Here is a 20,564-nt window from a genome sequence, read left to right on the forward strand (position 1 = left end):
AAGGTGCCCAAGGGCACCAACTGGTTCTACACGCTGGGCTCGGCGACGATGTTCGCCTTCCTGAGCCAGGCGGTCACGGGCGTCTTCCTCGCGATGTACTACCGGCCCGACGCCGCCTCCGGCGCGTACGAGTCGATGCGCTACGTCAACGACGAGGTCTTCCTCGGCGAGTTCGTGCACGGCATGCACAAGTGGGGCTCGTCGGTGATGGTGATCCTGATCTTCCTCCACATGGCGAGGACGTTCTTCTTCGGCGCGTACAAGTACCCGCGCGAGCTGAACTGGGTCATCGGCGTCGTCCTGCTCATCCTGACGATGACGATGTCGTTCACCGGCTACCTGCTGCCGTTCGACCAGCGCTCCTACTGGGCCACGATCGTCGGCGTGAACATCAACGGCACGGGCCCGCTCGTCGGTCCGTTCCTGTCGGACTTCCTCCGTGGCGGCCCCGAGTTCGGCGCCACGACCCTGTCGCGGTTCTACGCGATCCACATGTTGCTCGTGCCGGGCCTCCTGGGCGCGCTGATCGGCTTCCACCTGTACCTGGTGGCCAAGCTCGGCACCACCGCCCCGCCGTGGGTCTCGGCGGAGAAGTACACGAAGAAGGACGAGGAGCAGGCGTGAACAAGCAGGAGAAGGAGCAGTACCTTCGCGAGTACTCCGTCCTCAAGGCGCAGGGGAAGCCGTTCTTCCCCTACGCCGTCGCGAAGGACGCCCTCATGGCCTGCGTGGTCATGCTGGCGATCATCCTCATGTCGCTCATCCTCGGCGCCGAGCTCGGCCCCAAGGCTGACCCGACCACGACGACCTACACGCCCCGCCCGGAGTGGTACTTCTTCTTCCTCTTCGAGCTGCTCAAGGTCATCAAGCCGCCGGAGCTCGTGCCGCTCGCGACGATCGGCGTGCCGACGATCTGCATGATCCTGCTGTTCCTGCTGCCGTTCTACGACCGCAGCCCGGAGCGTCGGCCGGAGAAGCGCCCGATCGCCACGACGGCCGGCATCTTCACCATCTGCGCGATGGGCCTGCTGACCTACCTCGGTGCCGAGGCGGGCGCGCCGACCCGGATCGAGATGGAGACGCCTGAGCGCATCAGCGCGCAGGGCGGCGCCATGGTCGAGCAGTACGAGGCGGGCAAGCTCGTCGTCGCGCAGTCCGGCTGCCTGGCCTGCCACAAGATCGCCGAGAACGGCAACGACGGCCCCGGGCCCGAGCTGACCGACATCGCCGACCGGCTCCCGGCCCAGGCGATCGCGCAGACGCTCGTCAACCCGACGTCGCCGATGCCCTCCTTCCGCTCGCTGCAGGAGAAGGAGCCGGAGAAGTTCCGCAACATGGTCATGTTCCTCGGCCAGCTCAAGAAGGACGAGTAGCCCGACCGCCGACGCGGTCCCGGGGGACCCCATGAGCACGACTGCCAACCAGCCGACCGGCTACAAGGCCGGCCGGCTGGAGGAGACGCAGGTCCGCGCGATGTTCGATCGCGTCGCGCGGTACTACGACCTCCTGAACTCGGTGATGACCGCCGGGCTGCACCACAAGTGGCGCACCCGGGCGGCCGACCTCGCCGCGGTCGGACCCGGTGACCGCGTCCTGGACGTGGCGACCGGCACCGGCGACCTCGCGATCGAGCTCGCGGGCCGTGTCGGCCCGCAGGGGAGCCGTCGTGGGCTCGGACTTCTCGCCGGGCATGCTCGACCTCGCGCGGCGCAAGCGCCCGCAGGGCATCGCCTGGGAGCTCGGCAACGCGCTGGAGCTCCCGTACGAGTCCGACAGCTTCGCCGCGGCGACCGTCGGCTTCGGCGCCCGCAACTTCAGCGACCTCGACCAGGGCCTGCGCGAGATGACCCGCGTCGTCAAGCCCGGGGGCCGCGTCGTCGTCCTCGAGATGACGAACCCGACGAAGCCGCCGCTCTCGACCTTCTTCTCCCTGTGGTTCGACCGGGCCGTCCCGGTGCTCGGGAAGATCTCCGGCGATCCGGAGGCCTACGAGTACCTCCCCAACAGCGTCAAGCGGTTCCCCGACGCGCACACCCTCGCGGGCAAGCTCCACGCCGCCGGCCTGGACCCGGTGAAGTACGTGCTCACCGCCGGCGGGATCATCGCGATCCACGTCGGTCAGAAGCCCGCGTGAGCGCCACGCTCGCGGCCGAGGCGGCACCGATCGCCCAGGCGGCGGGGCCGCACGTCGCGCCGCTGATGGGCGCGGTGGAGGAACTGCTCGGCGAGATCGCCGCCGGCACCGCACCGCAGCTCGCCCCGTACGGCGCGGCGACGATCGCTGCGGGCGGCAAGCGCCTGCGCCCCCTGCTCGTGCTCGTCGCGGCGGGCGCGCCCGAGCCCGGGCGGGACACCGCGTCGCTGGTCCGGGCGGCCGCCGCGGTCGAGCTCGTCCACAGCGCCACGCTCGTGCACGACGACGTCCTCGACGACGCGCCGATGCGTCGCGGCGCCCCGACGGTGTACGCGTCCGCGGGACGCGCGATGGCGACGTGCGCCGGTGATCAGCTGTTCGCGCGCGCGTTCTCGCTGCTCGTGCAGACCGGGCGCCCCGACGAGATCCGCGCCCTGAGCGACGCGGGCTCGGGTCTGGCCCGTGGCGAGCTGCTGCAGCGCGCCGACGCGTGGGACGCCACGGTGTCCCTGGACCGCTACCTCCTGCGCTGCGAGCTGAAGACCGCGCGGCTGTTCGAGGCCGCCTGCGCCCTCGGGGTGATGGAGTCCGGCCGCCCGGACGCCGATCCGACCGTGCTCGGCTCGTTCGGCCGGCGCATCGGCCTGGCGTTCCAGCTGCTCGACGACGTCCTCGATGTCTCCGGCCCGGTGGAGCGGACGGGCAAGCATCGGGGTACCGACCTGCTGGACGGCACGGTCACGCTCCCCTTCATCGTGGCGCGTGAACGCGACCCGCAGCTCGCGGCGCTCGACCCGCGAACGATCACGACCCCGCAGCAGGCCGAGGAGGTCTGCGACGCGATCGCCGCGACCGGCGCACTCGACGCGGCGCGCGAGCAGGCGCTGGAGCTGGTGGCCGGTGCGCGTCGGGACATCCCGGCGGACCTGCCGGAGGCCCAGCGCCGGGCGCTGGACCTCGTCGCGACCGGTGTGGTCGCGCGCTACGCGTGAGCGCCTAGAAGTCCTCGGGCTGGATGTGCCCGCCGTGCAGGGCGCGCACGAACCGCTCGATCTCCGCCTCCATGTTGGCGTGCAGGAGACGGCGCAGGTCGTCGACGACCTGCTGGGTGCCACGGTCGAGCTCGTCGTCGAAGCGCTCGACCAGCTCCTGCTCGAAGACGCCGGTGCCCTGCCACTCGCAGTTGGGGCAGCGCAGGGAGACCTCCCAGTGGCGCGGTCCGGCCTCCGACCACGCGGTCGGGTAGACCAGCTCGCTGCGGCAGGAGCCGCAGACGTGCAGCTCGTCCTGCTGCTCGACCGTGCGCGTCGAGGGCGAGCCCGCGACCGCGTCGGAGTGCACGACCTGGTCCTCGAAGTAGACGACCTCGATCGTCTTCCCGGAGGGCAGGACGACCTTGCGAACGTAGTGGTGATGATCCGTGTCTCGTGCCATTTCGCAATCCCTGTTGACGCCCACTTCATCGGCGGCGTCACCCAGAGACTTGAGGGGTAGTTCCCGCCTGCGGCGCGATGACGCGCCGGCGCTACGCTTCAAGCGACCCCCACCGGAACGGAAGCGACTCCCATGCCCAACATCGGACCCCTCGAGCTGGCCATCGTGCTGGTGATCGTGCTGGTGATCTTCGGACCGAAGAAGCTCCCCGGCCTCGGCCGCAGCCTCGGAACCGGGATGCGCGAGTTCAAGGACTCGATCACCGGGGACGGCAAGAACGACGACCGCGATCGCGCCGAGCTCACCGCCGCCGAGGCGACGCCCGCCGAGCCCGCCCGCGAGGACGCGAAGGTCTCGGGCTCCTAGCCCCGGCCGTCGGTCCCCCGGGTCACCGCACACCGCGCATGGCGTCCACGCTTCGTCGCCCCGTCGGGCACGACGACCGGCTGAGTCTCGTCGAGCACCTCGACGAGCTCCGGTCCCGCCTGATCGTCTGCGCGTCGGTCCTGCTCGTCTCCTTCATGGTGTGCGCGTGGCAGAACGGCGCGCTGCTGAACATCCTCAACGAGCCGCTCGAGCGCGCCACGGCGACGTCGCTGGAGAAGGGCCGCGGCCTCCCCGGCCAGCTCCAGAAGACGCAGCTCGCCGTCCGGGCGATCGGCGCCCAGAACGCGGCCGTCGCCGCCGCGCTGGCCGACCCGGACCTCGAGCTGAGCGCCGCCGCGCGCCAGAAGCTCCAGGAGACGACGAAGGCGGCGACCGCGGCGATCGCGGACATGCCGATCACGAAGGGCAACCAACCGGTGACGCTGCGCGTCGGCGAGCCCTTCATGACGACCCTGACGGTGGCGTTGTACTTCGCGTTGCTGTTCGCGATGCCGCTGCTGCTCTACCAGTTGTACGCGTTCGTGCTGCCCGCGTTCAGTCCCGAGGAACGACGGGTCGCGCTCCCGCTGATGTCGATGGTCCCGGTGCTGTTCATCACGGGCGTGGTCTTCGGCTACTTCGTCGTGCTCCCACCGGCGACCCAGTTCCTGCAGAACTTCAACAGCGACGCCTTCAACGTCCTCGTCCAGGCCAACGACTACTACAAGTTCGCGGTGCTGGCCCTGGCCGGACTGGGCCTGCTCTTCCAGCTGCCGGTGGCGATCCTCGCCGCGACGCGGGTCGGCATCGTCACGCCGCTGCAGCTGCGCAAGAACCGTCGCTACTCGCTGCTGATCATCGCCGTCGTCGCGATGCTCCTGCCGGGCACCGACCCGGTGACGATGCTCATCTCGATGGCGCCGCTGCTCGTCCTGTACGAGGCGAGCATCTGGCTGGCGGTCCTCTTCAACCGCGGTCGCCCGCAGGAGAGCGTCCTGCAGCAGTGGCGGGACGAGTGGGGCGACGACGACGAGGACGACGAGGACCTGCCCGAGCCGAACCTCGACTTCGAGATCGACGAGGACTTCCTCGACGAGGACGACCTCGCCGAGATGGGCGCGCGGGCGGACGACCCGGAGGACGACCGTCCCGCGACGCCGTGACGCGCCGATGACGGCGCACGCTCTACCCTAGGGGCACCATGCTGTTCGATCTCCGCGGCCGTGGCCGGCGACGCACCGTCCAGGCCATCTACCTGTCGCTCGCCCTGCTCATGGGCGGCGGCCTCGTCTTCTTCGGCATCGGCGGTGACGTGCAGGGCGGTCTCGCCGACGCCATCCGCGGTGACGGCACCGCGGTCGAGGACATCTACTCCGAGCGCATCGACGCGGCCGAGAAGAAGCTGGCGGCCAACCCGCAGGACGCGCCCACCTGGGCGAACCTCGCCAAGCTCCGCTTCCAGCAGGCCGGCACCGGCGAGAACTTCAACCAGTCCACCGGCGCGTTCACCGATGGCGGGCTCAAGGAGCTGCGCCGCAGCGAGATCGCCTGGGACAAGTACCTCGCGCTCGACCCGAAGAAGCCCGACGACCGCGTCGCGAACCTCATGGTCCAGGCGTTCATCGGGCTGAACAAGCTGCCGAAGGCCGTGCAGGCGATGGAGATCGTCGTCGACGCCCGCGAGCCCACCCCGCAGCTGTTCGTCCAGCTCGCCACCTACGCGTACGCCGCGGGCCAGACCCGCAAGGGCGATCTCGCCGCCGGCAAGGCCGAGGAGCTCGCCAAGCCCGAGGACCGCGAGCAGATCAAGGCCCAGCTCCAGTCGGCCAAGACGCAGGCCGCCCAGGCCGCCGCGCAGGGCGCGGGCGCCGCGGCCGAGTAGTCCCGATCGGGCGCCGCGCGGCCTGCGCGCGGCGTTCTGGCTACACTTCGTCCCACGCCCTTGTAGCTCAACTGGCAGAGCAGCGGACTCTTAATCCGAAGGTTCTAGGTTCGATTCCTAGCGGGGGCACTCAGGTAGGTCCGGAAACTCCTCCGGAAACTCTTGAGGCCCGGATCCCCGATGAACACTGGGATTCCGGGCCTTCTTCGTTGTTGTCACGAAACTAGGGGTCCGAGATTGCGAGCTTTGCCCCGCTGGGACCCGCCGATTTTCCCGAAACTCGGGGTGGATCTGGGCGCGTCGCCGCTAGCTGTCGTCGGAGGCGATGTGGCGGGGGGCGCGGGCGCCGCCGAAGGTCTCGCGCAGGTCGTCGGTGATCTTCTTGACGAGGGTCTGGTCGATCGGGAATCCGGGGGCGTCGCGCGTGGCGATCCGGTGGAGGTCGAGCTGCTGCGCCGCGCGGTGGGTGGGCTCGTAGAGGCCGAGCTCGTGGATGAGGCGCTTGCCGGAGTGGGCGATGGTGGCCCAGGCCACGAGCCACTCGAGCTTGGCCTCATCGTGGCTCTTGAACTTGTCGTTGCCCTGCTGGCTGGCGAGCGAGTTCTTGAGGTTGGAGAAGGTGCTCTCGACGAGGTTGCGGCGGAGCATGAGCGCGACGCGGAGCGCGGCCGCGTTGCTGTCACCGGCGTAAGGCAGGTACGTGTTGGCGCGGACGTCCTGCCAGAAGTAGGTGTCGGTCGGCTCGCAGATGTCGCGGGGGCACCTCCAGCGCATGCGGGTGTCCTTGATGTCCATCGGGACACCGCGCTCCAGGCCCTGCCGGCGGCGGGCTTCCCGCGTGGGCCACTTCTCGCGATTGCGCAGGTTCATGTGGCCGTGCGCGCAGCTCGGGACGCCGAGGCTACGGTCGCGGCGGGCCTGGAAGACGGGCATCACCGAAAAGCAGGAGACGAGCATCTCCGCGACGCGCGAGTCCCGGTCGTAGTCAGCGTCGCCGACGAGGTACTCCAGAGGGCTATCGGGCCAGCGGCGGAAGTGCTGCTCGACGAGCAGGACGGCCGCGGCGCCCTCGCTGATGCTGGCGGGGAGCAGCGCCTGCTCGATCGTCATGCCGGTGGCGAGGCAGACCAGGCGCACGAGCTTGTAACCCATCCACTTCTTCGAGGTCGACCCGTCCTCGTAGACGTACCGCAAGAAGCTGGCGTTGTCGGCCATGCCCCGGGTGCGGAGCTTCTTGACGTGCTCGTCAACCGGGTTGGTCTGCAAGAAGTTGCCGGGAAGCGCGCTTCCGTCGACCAGGGCGTAGACGCCGGCGGTGGGATGGACCGGGCCTCCGTCGCGGTCGCGGATGTCGGCGACCTCACGGAGCATCTCGACGAGGACGTCGTTGGCGATGTCCACGTCGACGCGGCGACACATCGCGGAGAGCCCGTCGTAGAGGGACTTGAGGCTGGTCTCGGCCGGGTACTCCATGACCCACGACGCCTTCGGGTTGCCGCGGAGGTACGGGATCACCTCGCAGGTGCGGGGCTTGATGCGGCCGCTGGCCATCAGCAGGAGCGCCGCAACCCAGAGCGAGCGATCGGCGGGCCGGCCGGTCTTCGTGCGCTGCATGTGCTGCGAGAGCCAGCGGATCACAGGCAGTCGCATGACGGCCGCGACCTCGATGTTCGGGTCCAGGCCGAGCCGGGCCGGGGCCTGCGAGGTCTGCGCCACCTGGTGCAGGGCGCGGACGATCTTCGGGCTGAGGTCGGTGTACCGGCGGACCCTGGCCCAGACGAGCTCGCTGATCTCCGCGGCCGTCTTGTGCTCGCCCGCGGCGATGAGCTCGCCGATGACCTCGAGTTCGATGAGGTGGCGAAACTCCTCCTGCCGGGCAGGCCTGTTGTCGCGGCCGGGGCCGCGCTTGGGGCCGTGGTTGCGATTGATGCTGGTCACTGTGGGTTCCTCTTGGTCGGGGGAGGCGCCGGGGAAGGGCCGGCGAGAGTATGTGTGTAATTGCCACACATGGGTGCAACGTTTCGTGCGGTGCGTCATGACGCAGCGGGAAGATGATGCGATCGACGAGCTCCTCGAGATCGCCAGAAAGGCTCGGACCGCGTTCCCGCGTACCGCCGCAGGACAGCCGTCGGCCCTGACGATGCAAGTGCTCCTGGCCGTCGTCCGCCGCGGGCCTGTCACCGCCACCGATCTCGTCGACACGCTCGCGATCGACCGCACCAGCGTGGTCCACTGCGTGCGCGATCTCCGAGCAGGAGAGCTCATCGCCGACGCAGAGACCGCCGGCGGGCGCGAGCGTCCGGTCCTGGCCACCGCGCGCGGTCGCGCGGTGGCGAAGGACTACGCGCGCGCAGCGAAGCGGCGCCTGGCGGAGGACGTCGCCTAGGGGATCTCGGACGGCAGCCAGCGCCATCGCGCGCTCTGCGCGGCGACGACGTAGCTGGATCCGTCAAGGATCCCTGCTACGTTCAGCCGCGCCTCGGGTGTTCTTGCAACGTTCGCCATGGGGCTCCGGCCCCCGAGCGCTCCAACGCTCGGGGGCCGACTTCGTGGGTTCGCTGTTCTACTGCGCCTCTCGGGAGAACTTCGGTGGCCCGTAGCCACCGTCCGGGCTCCGCTCGACGCGGCCTGCCTTCATCATCCGTGTCAACAGCTTGCCGGCCTTGATCGGGTCAGTCCTGTCGATGCCGCGAGACTGCAGTGCGCGCGCGACTTCGCGTGGCGCCATGGGCGTCTTGCTGGCGTACAAGATCTCGAGCACGGCGCGCTTGATCCCGGTCGGGTCCTCAGACGAGGACAGGACCGGCGGCGTCCGGGCGGCAGAAGGGACGTGCAGGGTCCCGGCGCCAGCGACAGGCTCAGACGGACGGGGCTCGCCGGCAGTGTCATCAGAACGGTCGCGAAGGCCCGCCAGCGTGCTTGTCAGAAACTGGATCTGCCCGAGCTCGACGGTGACCTCGCGGAGCTCTTCTTTGGCATGGGCGAAGGCCGCCTCTGCATCGCGGAGCGCGTCCTGGGCGTCGATCATCGCCTCCTGCGCTCTCTCCTGGCGGGCGGCCAGCCCGGCAGCCCGCCGGTCGAGCTCGCGGCGCATGCGGTCTGGGTCCTCGACGGCCGCGGCCACGCTGGAGCGTGCGACGTCGATGAGGGCTTTGAGCTCGGGGGATGTACCAGACAAGAAGGCCAACGTCCTTGGGTGGGTGGTGGCGCACCGTACCCGACACCCAGGACGTAACCCACCCAGGGTGCACAGCGGCATGGCTCGTGGTCCGACCGCCGCCTCAAAAGCTTTGAACTCGTAGGGCCAGTTGGGGGTGGGTGGGCCAGGCGGGACGGTCCCAGGGTTCGGACAATCTGTCGGATCGTCATGGGTCAGAAGCTGCCGGCGCTCGAAGCTCCCGCTAGATCAGCGACGCGCGCCTGACCCATTCACTTTCCACCGCGCCACACCAACGTCTCGCACCAGCCCGCAACCGCATCAACACGCAGCCAGACCGGGAGGCGACCACGCCAAGAGGCGGCGCCATCTACGGCCGCGGGAGTTCCGTCGCGGCAGGTGTCACAATGTCCCGGTGCTCGAGGGGACCACCGAAGACGACGCGCTGTACATCGAAGGTGCTCTGCTCTGCTCGGTCGTCGAGGCGCTCGATGTCCACGCGCAGCAAGGACTGGACACGCCTTACCTTGTGCTCCTGAACCCCGCGAACCACGCTCTTCTCGCGTGGGATGAGATCTTCGGGATGCCTGTTCTCGCTGACGACCGAGTTCCCCCGATGCGCTGTCGCCTCGTCACCGGCGCCGAAGGGTGGGCCGGCGAGTACGAGGGAGAGCCAGTTTGGTGGATCGACGGTACGCCGTACCGAGTGCTCCGGGACGTCGATGAGGGCCAGGCGGCTGCCTAGTCGGCAAAGGCTTCGTGCTTGAACAGGCTGCCCCCGTAGTGGCGGGCGAGCTGCCGCTTGAGGTGCACGGCGGCGGTCACCGAGAGTTGAGCGATGCGTTGCTTCTCGAGGTAGCCATGGTCAAGGGTCGTCGGGGCGTACAGCAGCGCCAGGCTCTCCGGCATCTGCGCTGAAGCGATCGCCGGCAGATACAGATAGTTCGCCAGGTGGTCGTACTTGCGCAGTTGACCCAGGGAGGCTTCCTTGATCGCGCCCTGGACGACCAGGTCTTCGAGCGGCCAGACGGGGACCACGGTGCGAAATGGGTGCGCGTAGCGGCCGGGCTCGCCCTGAGCTGCCATTGAGCACGATGGAGTGATCAACATGGCGAATCCGACCTCGAACGGTCCGGAGACGAACTTGCGGTTGCCGTGGTTGAAGACCTCGGCCGGTAGCTGCAGACCCAAGGGGACCCCTGTGAAGAGGTCCCCTTGGCGCAGGTGGGTCGTGCGGTCCTCGTAGTAGAGGTGGTCGTCGGGTCGGGGCTGACTGCTCACCTGGCCAGTGTGAAGCCCCGACCCGCTGGAACTACGACTGGTGGTAGTCCTCGGGAGTGCTGAGGATGCGCTCGGGCATGTCGTCGCGTTCCTCGCCGATCTCTGTCTCGGGCGCGAATCGCTTGAACATCTCGTCGCGAACGCGATCGACGTCTTCCTTCTTGAACCGGCGGAAGCCTGATCCGGGGAGCCGGATCGCGGTCAGCTGGCCACGCTGTTCGAGGTTGCGAACGGTGTTCTCGTGGACGCCGAGCTCGCGGGCGGTCTCCCGGACGTTCAAGACGTCCTTCTGCGGGGGTGCTCCCGCGTCGGCGTTCACCGCGGTGAACTCCTGGGTCTTGCTCACGATGGCTCCTTCATCTCGGTGGACGGGTCCGACGAAACGACGTGGTGCGTCGCTTCTTCTCTTTGTCGTACCCGGTGCATGGTGACCTTAGCGCCTTTGTCAACGTTAAAGACTTGCAGGACTTTGTGGACCTTGTAGACTTTAGCCGGTATGGGGCGTTTTGAACCGCCTGAAATCACGAGTAGGAGGTAGCCGAGTGGCCACCAATACCCCGAAGGGGCCTGGCAGGAAGGGCGCTGTGAAGCAGCGCTCGCAGTTCAAGACGCCCAGCGGCAACTGGGCCAAGCGCGACTCGAACACGGGTCGCATCCTGGACCAGAAGGCCGACGGGACGCCCTTCAAGGGCGTCCGGCGCGAGAAGTAGCCAGTCAACGGACGGGGCGGGAGCTGCAACTTCCGCCCCGTCACTGAACTACGGCGGGAGAACTCTATCGCTCGCCGGGAAAGGAAAGACCCAATGAGATTTGAATTGGAGTACGCGCTCAACGGTCGTCGCGTTTCGCAGCGCCAGTTCCTCGACGGCATGCAGCAGGAGGCTCGCAACATGGCTGTCAGGGCCGCAACGGAACGCATCGAGTCGGTCCGGTGCCGGCAGCACGGCCAGCGAGCGCGGGCCACTCTCAAGAGCCAGCGCGGAGATCGGCTCGAATTCAGCATCACCGGATGCTGCGACCACCTGGTCGCAGCCGCGCAGCGGGCGATCTAGCCGGACCGTGGGCAGGCGCGGCATCCCGCCGATCCTGCACACGGCAAGCAGCGTAAGCGCCATACCGACCTTGAAGATCTGAGCGACGCGGCGGTAGAGGCCATGCAGAAGAACAAGAGTCTGCCTGCAGCGGAGCGAAACAAAGCCAAGGCGGAGCTGAAGGCACGAAGGCTTGCAAACAAGCAAAAGCGAAGGAAGTAAGCCATGGAGTCCGAGCTACACGGCCGCTGGTACGCCGTCCGATGCGTGCTGCGGGTGCCAAAAGGATCGGACACCTATGAGGAACGCATAACTCTCTGGCAAGCAGAAACCATCGACCACGCGATAGAGCTAGCGGACAGGGAAGCCGGCGAGTATGCAGCAGGAGTCGATGCCGACCACCTCGGGCTGATGCAGGCGTTCCAGCTCTTCGACGAGATTTGCTCGGGCGCCGAAGTCTTTTCACTAATGAGAGAGAGCGACCTAGACCCAGAGAGCTATATCGCGCGGTACTTTGCTTCGGGCACAGAGCTCCAACGCGAGGCATAGAGCCGGACGCACGCCGCGGCTTATCCCGGTTAGTCGCGGCTGGACCTCCGTCGACCGCGACTAACCGAGTCCGGCAGATCGAGTTCGGGGCTTCCGCCGCCGCGACTAATAGCGTCACCGGCACGAGCGGTGTTGCTCCGGCGTTCGATGAGGCGGTTGCGACGTACGCGGCGTGGCTTACGCGGCAGCCGCTGGCGGATCGCACCAAGCAGGAGTACGCGCGGTGGGTGCGTTCCTTCGCCGCCTGGGCGAGGGACGCGCCCGAGTCCGGCGAGTGGGGTTGCGACCCGTTGACCGACCCGCTCGCGCGTGATTACGCGGTGCGGGACTTCAAGCGGTGGTTGCAGGTCGAGCGGCGGCTGGCGCCGAGTTCGATCAACCTTGGTCTGGCGTCGCTGGACAGCTTCTTCGTCGTGCTCGGGCTGGGGCAGCCGCATGTTCGGCGCGAGCTGCTGCCGCAGGCCGCGCCGCGGGCGCTGGACCCGCCAGCCGCAAGTACCTCGACCCAGCCGCCTTCCTGCTCCCCGCACCGCAGTGGGCCCGTGCACGCGAGGAACTCGCGATCACCTTCGACCGGCCGCTTGACCCGGCCGAGCGGCTCTCGCACCTGGAGCGCGAGCAGAGCAAGCTTCTTGAACAGGCCCAAGCTGCCGTCGACGCCGGCCAGGGAGTTGGCCTGGACGAGCGCGGCCGCCTCACCAGCGCCCCGGCGCGCCCGGAGACCGAGGCCCCGGCGATCGCCGAGCTCAAGGGCGAGGTGCTGGGCCGGATCCCGGAGATCGAGCTGGCCGACCTGCTCATCGAGGTCGACGCCTGGACCAGCTTCACCGACGAGCTCCGCCACGTCGCAGGTGCCACACCGCGCGCCGGCCAGCTCCCCGAACGCCCCTACGCCGCGGTGGTCGCATCGGGCACGCTGCTGGGGCCGGTCGCGATGGCCCGCATCTGCGAGCTCTCCTACCGCCAGATCGCCTGGGCCCAAGAGTGGTACCTCGACGTCGAGAACGTCCGGGCGGCCAGCCGCCGGATCACCGATTACCACCATCGCCTCGAGCTGACCCAGCATCTCGGCAGCGGCCTCTTCTCCAGCAGCGACGGCCATCGCGTCGGACAGCGCGGTAAGCCCCCGACCGCGGCGATGCTCGCCCGCGAGTTCGGCCACCACCACGGCGGACTGACCGTGATGAGCTGGACGCTGGACGACTACAGCACCTACGGTGCGAAGATCGTCTCGGTCTCCGACCGCGAAGCGACCCACAGCCTCGACGCGATCGTCCACGCCCACGCACCAGATATCCGCGAGCACACCACCGACACCCACGGCTACACCGACATCGTCTTTGCGCTCTTAGCTAAAGGGTCTTGGATCGTCGGTCGATGTGCGTTTCATGGGTCTTCGTTCGTCTCGTGCTGTGGCTGCTGCGGCAGCAACGGCATTCCTCTCAAGCTTTGCGGTTGTCGCGAGCGCGGCCGAAGATCCGGTACCTCGGATCGACGGCGCTGCGTCGAGAGAGCTGCTGCAGGCGTCGCAAGAGCTCGATGCGCAGATGAAGGCGCGCGAGCGGTTCCTGGCTGCGCCGGCGCAGGCCGCGGAGCGCGAGCGATCGGAGTCCGAGCATCGAGCTGAGTCTCGTTCTGAGGCGGTCCAGACCACCCAGGAGAGCTTCGCGAGCCTGCTCGATGGCCTCGATTGGCAGGGCTCTCAGCTGGCCCGCGACGACGCGTTCGAGGCGTTCTCCTCGGACTATGTTGCCCGGGTCGAGATCGACGGGGATTCGCGGCTGATCGAGTCCAGCGTTCCCGCTGCGCGCACGCAACGACGACGGCAAGCTTGAGGCGGTCGATCTGACGCTTGAGCGTCAGGCCGACGGGACGATCGAGCCCGTCAACCCCGCCGTCCCGCTCGAGCTCCCGCGCGCGCTTGAGGACGGGATCGACGTTGGCAAGGGTACCGGCGAGATCACCATCACCCCCGCTGACGCGGCCGGCGCGACCACAGCTGCGACCGTCGATGGCGTCGCCGCGCTGTGGGCCTCGACCAGCACCGACACGGACTTCCTTGCGGCCCCGGTCCCGCAGGGCGGTCTTGAGACCTTCACGCAGCTGCGCTCCCCGGCCGCTCCGGAGATCTCCAAGCTGCACGTGACCTCCGAGCATGGCGACATCGCGCTGGTCCCCTCGCCCCAAGGAGAGGTGTTCGTCAACCGCGACGGCGTGCGGATCGGCCGTTTCGCTCCGGCGTGGGCGGTGGACGCGCAGGGAACCCCGGTGGAGGTCCGCACGACGGTCCAGGACGACTCGATCGTCCTCGAGGTCAAGCACCGCGACGCCGACCTGGCCTACCCGATCCTCGTGGACCCGATCTACGAGGACTGGTTCAACGGCGGCCGCCGCTGGGATCAGGGCAGCACCGCCGGCCTGCGCGACGGCACCTGGCAGTACACGGAGAACCCGGCCGGCTGGTACCCCCACGACACCCGCTGCGTCAGCGGCGTCAACTGCGGCGGCACCGGTGACGGCTTCTACATCTACACCTACGCGAACGTCGGCTACAACCCCGCTGCCGGGCACATCGCCGAGTACTACTACACCGTCCACGAGTGGAACTCGCGCACCACCTACATCCCGCGCGTGGACTACTGGCAGAAGAACTTCTGGTGGGGCGCCGGCGCGAACTTCTGGACCATCAACGGCATCTTCGCCCCCAGCTACGGCAACTGGACCGGCTACCAGCTCAACGGCCAGCACCAAGACAGCAACAACAGCCAGTACGTCGCGGTCCAGAGCGGCAACAACATCAACACCGTGCCCGCCGCAGCTGGCAAGCAGGCCGTCTGGGGCGCCTTCCCCAACGGCACCAGCCACCCCGCCGCCGCCGCGCTCTCCCTCGGCGCCTCGATCGTCTACCTCGACGACCCCGAAGACCCAACCATCAACGTCAGCCACAGCGCCCCCGCGCCCTCCGGCTGGGTCCGCGACTACACCGACCGCATCAGCTTCAACGCCTCCGACCCCGGCCTTGGGATCAAGGCCTTCAACGTCTTCTACGGCAACAAGGTCTGGACCAGCAACCAGCCCACCACCGACGGCGGAGCCTGCGCCGGCGGCAAGGGACGCCCCTGCTACACCTACCGCGACGGCTACTTCGACCTCAACGCGCAAGCCCTTGGGTCGGGCACCCACGCGATTGGTGTCTGCGCCTACGACGCCCTCGGCAAGAGCGGGGCGACAGGCTGCAAGAGCACCCGAACCGTGAAGATCGATCGCACCCCACCGGTCGTCGAACTGAGCGGAGACCTCTATGACGCTCAGGACACCGGCTCGATGGTTGACCCCTTCGACCTCAAAGTCCTGGCAACGGACGCTCACTCTGGGGTGACCTCTGAGGAGATCCGCATCGGTGGGCAAGTCCAGACGCCGGTGTTCGATTCGGGCTGCTCATGCTGGAGCTTCCGCTACAAGGGCGGAGTGGGGCCGACTACCGTCAGCGTGGTCGTCCGCGACGCGGTCGGTAACGAATGGTCCAGTTCCTGGAACGTCGACGTCCTCGACCCGAAGGACGAGGGTGAGGACGAGCAGCAGTTCAACACAGACCGCTCTGCCCCAGCACCGGAGACCCCGTCGGCCATCACGGAGTCGGACTATTGCCAGGACACGGGCGGCGTCTGTACAGAAGCACCGCCCGCGCTCCCCGAAGGCCGCTCAGGGAGCGGAACACAGGGCTTCGGCTGGGGAATGTCCGACCCCTCCGTCGAGTTCATGGATCGTCCCGAGTTCACGTCGCTCGGCCTCAAGAAGGTCCGGATCATCGTTCCCTGGGACCTGCTTGCACTGGCCAAGCCCCAGGACCTGGTCGCGCTTGGTCTCACCCGCCCATCGCTCCCGAGCCGTTCCCGCAGCTGCCCGAAGATCAACGGCAACGGTGCCACTCGGACCTTCAACCTTCCCTTCTACGGCCAGTACGACGGGGATGGGGAGTACGGCAAGCCCTCCTACAACCACTCTCTACGTGGCTACGCCGCCTGGCTCAACAAGGCCCGAGCAGCCGGCTACGAAGTGATGGTCGCGTTCAACCGAACCGAGTTCAGGAGCGCCTACTGCTACCTGCCGACGACAGCCGAGTACCGGACAGCGGTCGGGGCGTTCGTGGACGGAGGATGTCCCGTTCGCCGTGGAACTTCTCGGTGGCGGTCCGGTGATCAGTGAGCGTGTGCGAGCGTAGCGGCCGGCTCGGGGGTCGTGGTGGACGGGGTCGGTGGCGTGGCTGTCGCGCGGCGTTCGGCGAGGTCTCGTTCGACGGCGAGGGTGAGGTTGGCGAGGTGGTCGACGCCGATGATCTTGCGGAACTGCTGCTCGGCTTCGAGCATGCCGGCGGCGGTCCATCTGAGGCACATGTCGCCCGACTGCCAGCGCTTCACGTTCCTCGAGGTGCGCCGGACGAACTCGATCATCGACTCGATCGGGTTCGTGCTGGCGAGCGTGCGGCGCAGCTGTTCGTGGCAGCCGAGCCGCTGCAGGGTCAGCGTCTCCGGGAGGCCCTCCCGCAGCGACGTGGCCGCCCCGGGATGCGACCGCGTGAGCTCGTCGGCGAGCCGGTTGAGGCCGTCGAGCGCGAGCTCGTAGTTCGACTGCTTCCAAGCGGTGCGCAACCTGCGCTTGACGAGGTCGCGATCCTGCTCGGGGAGGTGGTCCAGGACGTTTCTCTCCTTGTGACGGATGCACCGCTGCACCGGGACCGGGCCGAGGACCTGGTCGACCGCCGATCGGAGCGCCTTGCCGCCGTCGAGGACGACGAGGACGCCCTGGTCGAGATCGAGGCCGCGGTCGACCAAGTCGGCGAGCAGATGGCGGGCGACCGTGGCGTTCTCCGTAGAGCCGTCCCAGAGGCCGAGCGGGACCTTCACCCCGTCGGTCGTGACGCCCAGCGCGACGACGCAACAGCGCCCTTTCAGCTCGATCCCGTCGAGCATCAGCGCCGCCAGCCGGACATCGCCGAGGTCGCGGCTCATGAGGGCGCGCAGGTGCTCGGTCGTGCGGCCGACGAACTCGCGGCTGACCGCGCTCTTGGAGGTCGACCGCTCGGCCGCGGTCACGTGCTCGCCGACCGGCTCGCGGGTCCTGGCGAACCGCCGGGTCGAGACGCCGGCGAGCATCTGCTCGAGCACGACCCGGGTGAGCGGGTCGCGGTCGGCGAAGTGCGCATAGGTCTGAAGACGGATCTCGCCGCTGCCGTCGGCGGCCCGCACCCTCGGGCGTTGCACGCCGACGCGCCGGCCGCCGAGCGTGACCTCGCCCGCTTCATGGCCGTGACGAACCGCGACACGGTCCGGGTCACGTCGGCCCTTCGGTCCGACGACCTCGGTGACCTCCTCTTCCATCAGTGTGTCCAGCACGCCGAGCCCGACCCCGACCGACAGGGCCAGCAGCCCGTCCTTCGCAGCGTTCACGAGCTCGCCGAGCGCTTCCTGCACAGCCGGGGGCAGCGCAAGTTCGCGGTCGTCGCGGCCCTGCTCTACGTTCCTCATGGCGGTTCTTCCTTCCTCGTCGTGGATGACTTCGCACTCGCCACGCTCCCAACGGAAGCGGACGAGGCGGGAAGGACCGCCACCTACAAAGTTCTACGAGCTACGGGACAACCTCCGTGGACGCGTTCCCGTGGATCAAGGACTACGCGGCCTGGAACGAGCCAGACCACAAGTTCGAACCAACCAGCCCGTTCTACTCAAAGATCCGCGGCACCTCAAGCACGGCGGGCCTTTATCGGGCCGGGCAGTTCTGGCGCATCCTCAAGAGCGAGCTCTGCACGACGTGCCGCGTGACCGCGGGTGAGTTCTCCGGCAAGATTGACACGCGCGGCGGTGCCGGTTCAGGTCTGCAGCGATACATCGACGGGACCCGATCGAGCGGAAAGCTGCCGCCCCTGCGCTGGTCCTACCACGCGTATGCCCAGGCCGACGCTCGTCCATCGGTCGCGAACGAGGTCGGCAATACGCGGACCAAGATCGCAAACTTCATTGCGAGCACGACCTACGTCAAGCAGGGAAGTCCGACGATCGTCCCGGAGTTGTGGCTGACCGAGCAGGGAGGCCGTGTCCACGTCTACCGCGAGAAGCAGGGCAACTCGATGTCCGACGCGATCGCGCGCACGGGGCAGGCGGCGACAAATCTGTTCGACCTAATCAGCATCTTTCCGTCGATCACGCGGTTGTACTGGTACGACCTCGAGAGCGTCCCCGAAGGTGCCGTTCGCTTCAATGGCGCGGCTCCGACCCCGTACCCGTTTGATTCCGCTCTCCTCAACCCGGATGGCACCGCTCGTCCGGCCTACACAAAGTTCAAGGCATGCGTCGTCTCCAACATTTGCTAGCGGCTCTCATCGCTCTTCCGGCCTTCGCGGTCGCTACCGCGAGCGCCAGTGACGGGGTCAGGATCCCGAACAACCTGGGGCCGACTCCCAAGCTGGCCGGCAGTGGCGACCAGTTGCTCTGGAGCATGCCGTCGGGGACGAACCGCTATCGGCTCGTTCGAGTCGTCAATGGCGCCGTCCAAGTCTTGCCGGGCGTCCGCTCTGCTGAGTTCCCATTCGATCTTGATGTCGGTACGGACCGCAACGGCCGAGCTGTCGCGGTCTTCTCTAGGTGCTCCTCGCCCGAAGCCTGCGCAATTCGCACGCTCAATCTCCGAACGCTTAAAGAGAGGCCGGCCGGTATCGACCGACCAGCAAACGCGACGGACGCTACGCCTGCGATCTGGAAGGGGCGCATTGCCTTCTCCCGTCGGTACCCCGGTATCTCCGAGAAGGGCACCGAAGTTCGGGTTACGGAAGGTAATCGGGGCGCATCCCGCCTTGTCCACCGAGAGATCGCGAGTCGTCAAGACGGCAACTACTTGACGGGGATCGACCTACGCGGAACCTGGCTGGCCTGGATCTCCCACCGAGACCCCGTCGACGCCTGTCCGCTCTCGGCGGAAGGACAGTTCAGCGACGAGCAAACCATCCTCAGGAGAACCCGTCTAGAGACGGGGCGACGCCCGAGCACGCTCGTCGTCGCATGCACGTCGCGAACGACCACACGGGTCGAGGGCCCGCTCTTGACCAACAGTGGTCTCCTCGCGAGCCACATGACAGACGCTGACAACGGCCAGATCGTCCGCTACGGCACCGACAACCGTCCGCGGGTCGTTCTCGGACAGCGATCGAGCTGGCTCACTTACGGGCCAGGCGGGATCTGGGCCGCAGCTCCCACAGGCAATGCCCAAGACCGCGCCTTCCTAGCCATCCCGTCGACCCCTTCTCCCGCTGGCTAACGGCCGGCTGGACACTCCGAGATTGTCCTTCTCGGCGTCGACGTAATCGCGGCGCGCGACTCGCGTTTAGACGTTGAGCAGTGGTAGCAGCCGCTAGGGAATTTGAGCAGCGCACGAACTGCCCGGTGATAAACCGGGGAGCAGCGTGGCCGCGAGTCGTGCGACGGCGGGATCCCGCTCGGATTTGACCCCTGATAAAGGCGCCTATCAGGGGCATCCGCCCGGGCCGGCAGTCACGATCCGGCGTATGGCTGATCTGCGTCTCCTCCCCGAACCCCCGGCCGCGGTCCCCGGCGTGTGGCCGGTCGACCCGCAGTTGCAGGTCAACGTCGGCGACCTCGTCGACGCCGAGCTGCGCCTGCTGGCCCGCGCCACCGGCGAGCACCTCCCCGCGGAGCTCGCGGCGCAGGTCCTCGAACTGCGCGCCCGCCGGGCGCGCGCAGGCCTATGACGCTGCTCGGCGACTGCCGCGCTACTCGGGTTGACGCGGGCGCGCGCGAACACACCATCGTGCGCCGCGGTGTCGGTTCGCGGTTCGGGGTGGGTTCGTGAGTGGGCTGGTCCGGCGCGAGCTCGTGGAGGTCCTCGACGGGCCGGGGGAGGGGGCCGACCTGCTGCAGGCCGCCCCGAACACCCGCCGCGCCTACGCCGCAGCCTATCGCCAGCTCGCCGACTTCGCCGTGGTCCGCGCCGGCGGCCAGCCCGTCACCGCGGCCGCGATCGACCGCGACCTCGTCGTGGCGTTCCGGGATGACCTCGCACGCCGCGGCCTGTCGTCGTCGACGCTGTCTTCGAGGATGGCCGCAGTTCGCCGGCTCGCCGACGCGCTCGAGCTCGACCCGCGCATCCAGCGCGTCAAGACGATCAAGGCCGCCTACGAGAACCCCGTCCGCGCGCTCTCGCTCGCCGAGTACGACGGGCTGCTGCGGATCCCCGACCGCCGCACCACCGCCGGGCTGCGCGACCGGCGGCCGCGTCGGCCGTCGGTAGATCGCCTGCCGGCTGATCCCCGCCACGCGGGCGACCAAGGCGGCGGGACGGCCCTGCGCGACGAGCTCGCGGGAACGGGCGACGCGCATGCTCACTCCCATCCCCGCAAGAGTTCCCCCGCCTGTGCCCCGAACGGGGTGCGACCTCCACCTCCATCGTCTTGCGGCCCGAGCGCACGCTCGAGCTTGCTCACCTGCTGGCGCAGTTCGTCCAGCTCGGTGCGCTCAGCCTTGGCCGACAGACGCTGGGCGCCGGCGGCGAGGAACTGCTCACGCCAACGCCTGAGCAGGGTCTCGGAGATGTCGTGCTCGCGGCACAGCTCCGCGATCGTCTTCTGGCCCCGCAGCGACGCGAGCACCAGCTCGGTCTTCTGCTGCGCGGTGAACTCCCGGTACTTGCGGGTCTCGCCCATCAGGTCCCCCTCGGAGGGAT

Annotated in this window: 24 protein-coding genes, 1 tRNA gene and 3 pseudogenes; 20 read left to right on the top strand and 8 right to left on the bottom strand. The window is 68.3% G+C overall.

Translation table 11 applies throughout. From position 1 onward, the window contains the following. Nucleotides 1-3 precede the first annotated feature (3 nt). The 5 genes and pseudogenes from GKE82_RS15085 to GKE82_RS27160 all read left to right on the top strand — a co-directional run bounded on the left by GKE82_RS15085 (nt 4) and on the right by GKE82_RS27160 (nt 3,126). A complete protein-coding gene (locus tag GKE82_RS15085) occupies nt 4-624 on the top strand; it encodes a cytochrome b N-terminal domain-containing protein (protein ID WP_309233621.1) in 621 nt (206 codons plus the stop codon). Further along, nucleotides 621-1,373 carry a c-type cytochrome gene (locus GKE82_RS15090; RefSeq protein ID WP_107567721.1) on the top strand — a complete coding sequence of 251 codons (753 nt, stop codon included), beginning with the start codon at nt 621-623 and terminating at the stop codon, nt 1,371-1,373. The genes GKE82_RS15085 and GKE82_RS15090 overlap by 4 nt, the downstream gene beginning before the upstream one ends. A gap of 31 nt (nt 1,374-1,404) precedes the next feature. Beyond that, nucleotides 1,405-1,638, top strand: a pseudogene (locus GKE82_RS31480) (class I SAM-dependent methyltransferase); the annotation flags it as partial. A 4-nt stretch (nt 1,639-1,642) separates the two neighbouring features. Beyond that, nucleotides 1,643-2,134 carry a class I SAM-dependent methyltransferase gene (locus GKE82_RS27155; protein WP_309233622.1) on the top strand — a complete coding sequence of 164 codons (492 nt, stop codon included), beginning with the start codon at nt 1,643-1,645 and terminating at the stop codon, nt 2,132-2,134. Next, nucleotides 2,131-3,126 (top strand): polyprenyl synthetase family protein, encoded by a 996-nt coding sequence (locus GKE82_RS27160; protein WP_309233623.1) that lies wholly within the window; start codon nt 2,131-2,133, stop codon nt 3,124-3,126. The genes GKE82_RS27155 and GKE82_RS27160 overlap by 4 nt, the downstream gene beginning before the upstream one ends. Nucleotides 3,127-3,130: 4 nt before the next feature. Here the strand turns inward: GKE82_RS27160 and GKE82_RS15100 are convergent, their stop codons facing one another. Then, on the bottom strand, nt 3,131-3,568 hold the full coding sequence (locus GKE82_RS15100) for a hypothetical protein (RefSeq protein ID WP_107567727.1): 438 nt from the start codon (nt 3,566-3,568) through the stop codon (nt 3,131-3,133). 132 nt (nt 3,569-3,700) lie between these two features. Here GKE82_RS15100 and GKE82_RS15105 point away from each other — a divergent pair, with 132 nt between their 5' ends. The 4 genes from GKE82_RS15105 (at nt 3,701) to GKE82_RS15120 (ending at nt 5,945) form a co-directional block, all read left to right on the top strand. Beyond that, complete coding sequence (locus GKE82_RS15105) at nt 3,701-3,934, top strand: twin-arginine translocase TatA/TatE family subunit (RefSeq protein WP_154733855.1); 234 nt, start codon at nt 3,701-3,703, stop codon at nt 3,932-3,934. A 38-nt stretch (nt 3,935-3,972) separates the two neighbouring features. Beyond that, complete coding sequence (gene tatC / locus GKE82_RS15110; RefSeq protein WP_107567731.1) at nt 3,973-5,097, top strand: twin-arginine translocase subunit TatC; 1,125 nt, start codon at nt 3,973-3,975, stop codon at nt 5,095-5,097. Between the two features lie 38 nt (nt 5,098-5,135). Then, nucleotides 5,136-5,816 carry a hypothetical protein gene (locus GKE82_RS15115; RefSeq protein WP_154733856.1) on the top strand — a complete coding sequence of 227 codons (681 nt, stop codon included), beginning with the start codon at nt 5,136-5,138 and terminating at the stop codon, nt 5,814-5,816. 56 nt (nt 5,817-5,872) lie between these two features. Then, nucleotides 5,873-5,945, top strand: a tRNA-Lys gene (locus GKE82_RS15120). Nucleotides 5,946-6,122: 177 nt separating this feature from the next. Here the strand turns inward: GKE82_RS15120 and GKE82_RS15125 are convergent. Beyond that, the gene (locus GKE82_RS15125) at nt 6,123-7,754 is read right to left on the bottom strand and encodes a transposase (protein ID WP_196189248.1); all 1,632 of its coding nucleotides are present in this window, start codon (nt 7,752-7,754) and stop codon (nt 6,123-6,125) included. A 97-nt stretch (nt 7,755-7,851) separates the two neighbouring features. On the opposite strand from GKE82_RS15125, the gene GKE82_RS27165 reads away from it, so the two are divergent. Continuing rightward, nucleotides 7,852-8,202 (top strand): MarR family transcriptional regulator, encoded by a 351-nt coding sequence (locus tag GKE82_RS27165; RefSeq protein WP_196189249.1) that lies wholly within the window; start codon nt 7,852-7,854, stop codon nt 8,200-8,202. A gap of 177 nt (nt 8,203-8,379) precedes the next feature. On the opposite strand, the gene GKE82_RS15135 is transcribed toward GKE82_RS27165, so the two are convergent. Then, nucleotides 8,380-8,910, bottom strand: a complete 531-nt coding sequence (locus GKE82_RS15135; protein WP_154733859.1) for a hypothetical protein — start codon at nt 8,908-8,910, stop codon at nt 8,380-8,382. A gap of 478 nt (nt 8,911-9,388) precedes the next feature. Between GKE82_RS15135 and GKE82_RS15140 the strand changes: the two genes are divergently transcribed. Beyond that, complete coding sequence (locus tag GKE82_RS15140) at nt 9,389-9,718, top strand: hypothetical protein (RefSeq protein WP_154733860.1); 330 nt, start codon at nt 9,389-9,391, stop codon at nt 9,716-9,718. Here the strand turns inward: GKE82_RS15140 and GKE82_RS15145 are convergent. Both GKE82_RS15145 and GKE82_RS15150 read right to left on the bottom strand, forming a co-directional pair. Then, a complete protein-coding gene (locus tag GKE82_RS15145; RefSeq protein WP_154733861.1) occupies nt 9,715-10,254 on the bottom strand; it encodes a hypothetical protein in 540 nt (179 codons plus the stop codon). The two genes, GKE82_RS15140 and GKE82_RS15145, sit on opposite strands and share 4 nt — an antisense overlap. A gap of 31 nt (nt 10,255-10,285) precedes the next feature. Further along, on the bottom strand, nt 10,286-10,600 hold the full coding sequence (locus tag GKE82_RS15150; RefSeq protein WP_154733862.1) for a helix-turn-helix domain-containing protein: 315 nt from the start codon (nt 10,598-10,600) through the stop codon (nt 10,286-10,288). A gap of 238 nt (nt 10,601-10,838) precedes the next feature. Here GKE82_RS15150 and GKE82_RS29950 point away from each other — a divergent pair, with 238 nt between their 5' ends. Further along, nucleotides 10,839-10,964 (top strand): hypothetical protein, encoded by a 126-nt coding sequence (locus GKE82_RS29950; protein WP_255450691.1) that lies wholly within the window; start codon nt 10,839-10,841, stop codon nt 10,962-10,964. A 48-nt stretch (nt 10,965-11,012) separates the two neighbouring features. Here the strand turns inward: GKE82_RS29950 and GKE82_RS15160 are convergent, their stop codons facing one another. Beyond that, nucleotides 11,013-11,330, bottom strand: a complete 318-nt coding sequence (locus tag GKE82_RS15160) for a hypothetical protein (RefSeq protein ID WP_154733863.1) — start codon at nt 11,328-11,330, stop codon at nt 11,013-11,015. A 180-nt stretch (nt 11,331-11,510) separates the two neighbouring features. Between GKE82_RS15160 and GKE82_RS28630 the strand changes: the two genes are divergently transcribed. From GKE82_RS28630 to GKE82_RS15180, 5 genes and pseudogenes are all read left to right on the top strand, one after another. Continuing rightward, nucleotides 11,511-11,834, top strand: coding sequence for a DUF4288 domain-containing protein (locus GKE82_RS28630; protein ID WP_230316182.1), 324 nt, complete (start codon nt 11,511-11,513; stop codon nt 11,832-11,834). Nucleotides 11,835-12,061: 227 nt separating this feature from the next. Further along, nucleotides 12,062-12,184: pseudogene (locus GKE82_RS31485) on the top strand (hypothetical protein); the annotation flags it as partial. 407 nt (nt 12,185-12,591) lie between these two features. Further along, complete coding sequence (locus tag GKE82_RS30850; RefSeq protein WP_375337045.1) at nt 12,592-13,461, top strand: Tn3 family transposase; 870 nt, start codon at nt 12,592-12,594, stop codon at nt 13,459-13,461. Beyond that, nucleotides 13,382-13,669, top strand: coding sequence for a hypothetical protein (locus GKE82_RS15175; RefSeq protein WP_154733865.1), 288 nt, complete (start codon nt 13,382-13,384; stop codon nt 13,667-13,669). Before GKE82_RS30850 ends, GKE82_RS15175 begins: the two co-directional genes overlap by 80 nt. 307 nt (nt 13,670-13,976) lie before the next feature. Then, nucleotides 13,977-16,040: a hypothetical protein gene (locus GKE82_RS15180; protein WP_154733866.1), complete on the top strand. Its 2,064-nt coding sequence runs from the start codon at nt 13,977-13,979 to the stop codon at nt 16,038-16,040. On the opposite strand, the gene GKE82_RS15185 is transcribed toward GKE82_RS15180, so the two are convergent. Continuing rightward, entirely contained in the window at nt 16,034-17,359 is a 1,326-nt protein-coding gene (locus GKE82_RS15185) for an IS256 family transposase (RefSeq protein ID WP_154732000.1), read from the bottom strand. The two genes, GKE82_RS15180 and GKE82_RS15185, sit on opposite strands and share 7 nt — an antisense overlap. A gap of 116 nt (nt 17,360-17,475) precedes the next feature. On the opposite strand from GKE82_RS15185, the gene GKE82_RS15190 reads away from it, so the two are divergent. From GKE82_RS15190 to GKE82_RS31490, 3 genes and pseudogenes are all read left to right on the top strand, one after another. Next, nucleotides 17,476-18,201, top strand: coding sequence for a hypothetical protein (locus GKE82_RS15190; RefSeq protein WP_154733867.1), 726 nt, complete (start codon nt 17,476-17,478; stop codon nt 18,199-18,201). Nucleotides 18,202-19,389: 1,188 nt separating this feature from the next. Continuing rightward, nucleotides 19,390-19,593, top strand: coding sequence for a hypothetical protein (locus GKE82_RS15195; protein WP_154733868.1), 204 nt, complete (start codon nt 19,390-19,392; stop codon nt 19,591-19,593). Nucleotides 19,594-19,717: 124 nt separating this feature from the next. After that, a pseudogene (locus GKE82_RS31490) lies at nt 19,718-19,960 on the top strand (site-specific integrase); the annotation flags it as partial. Between the two features lie 263 nt (nt 19,961-20,223). Here GKE82_RS31490 and GKE82_RS15205 read toward each other — a convergent pair. Continuing rightward, entirely contained in the window at nt 20,224-20,544 is a 321-nt protein-coding gene (locus tag GKE82_RS15205) for a transposase (protein ID WP_196189250.1), read from the bottom strand. Between the last annotated feature and the right edge of the window lie 20 nt (nt 20,545-20,564).

The organism is Conexibacter sp. W3-3-2 (assembly GCF_009707605.1).
In the GTDB taxonomy this organism is placed as follows: domain Bacteria; phylum Actinomycetota; class Thermoleophilia; order Solirubrobacterales; family Solirubrobacteraceae; genus Paraconexibacter; species Paraconexibacter algicola.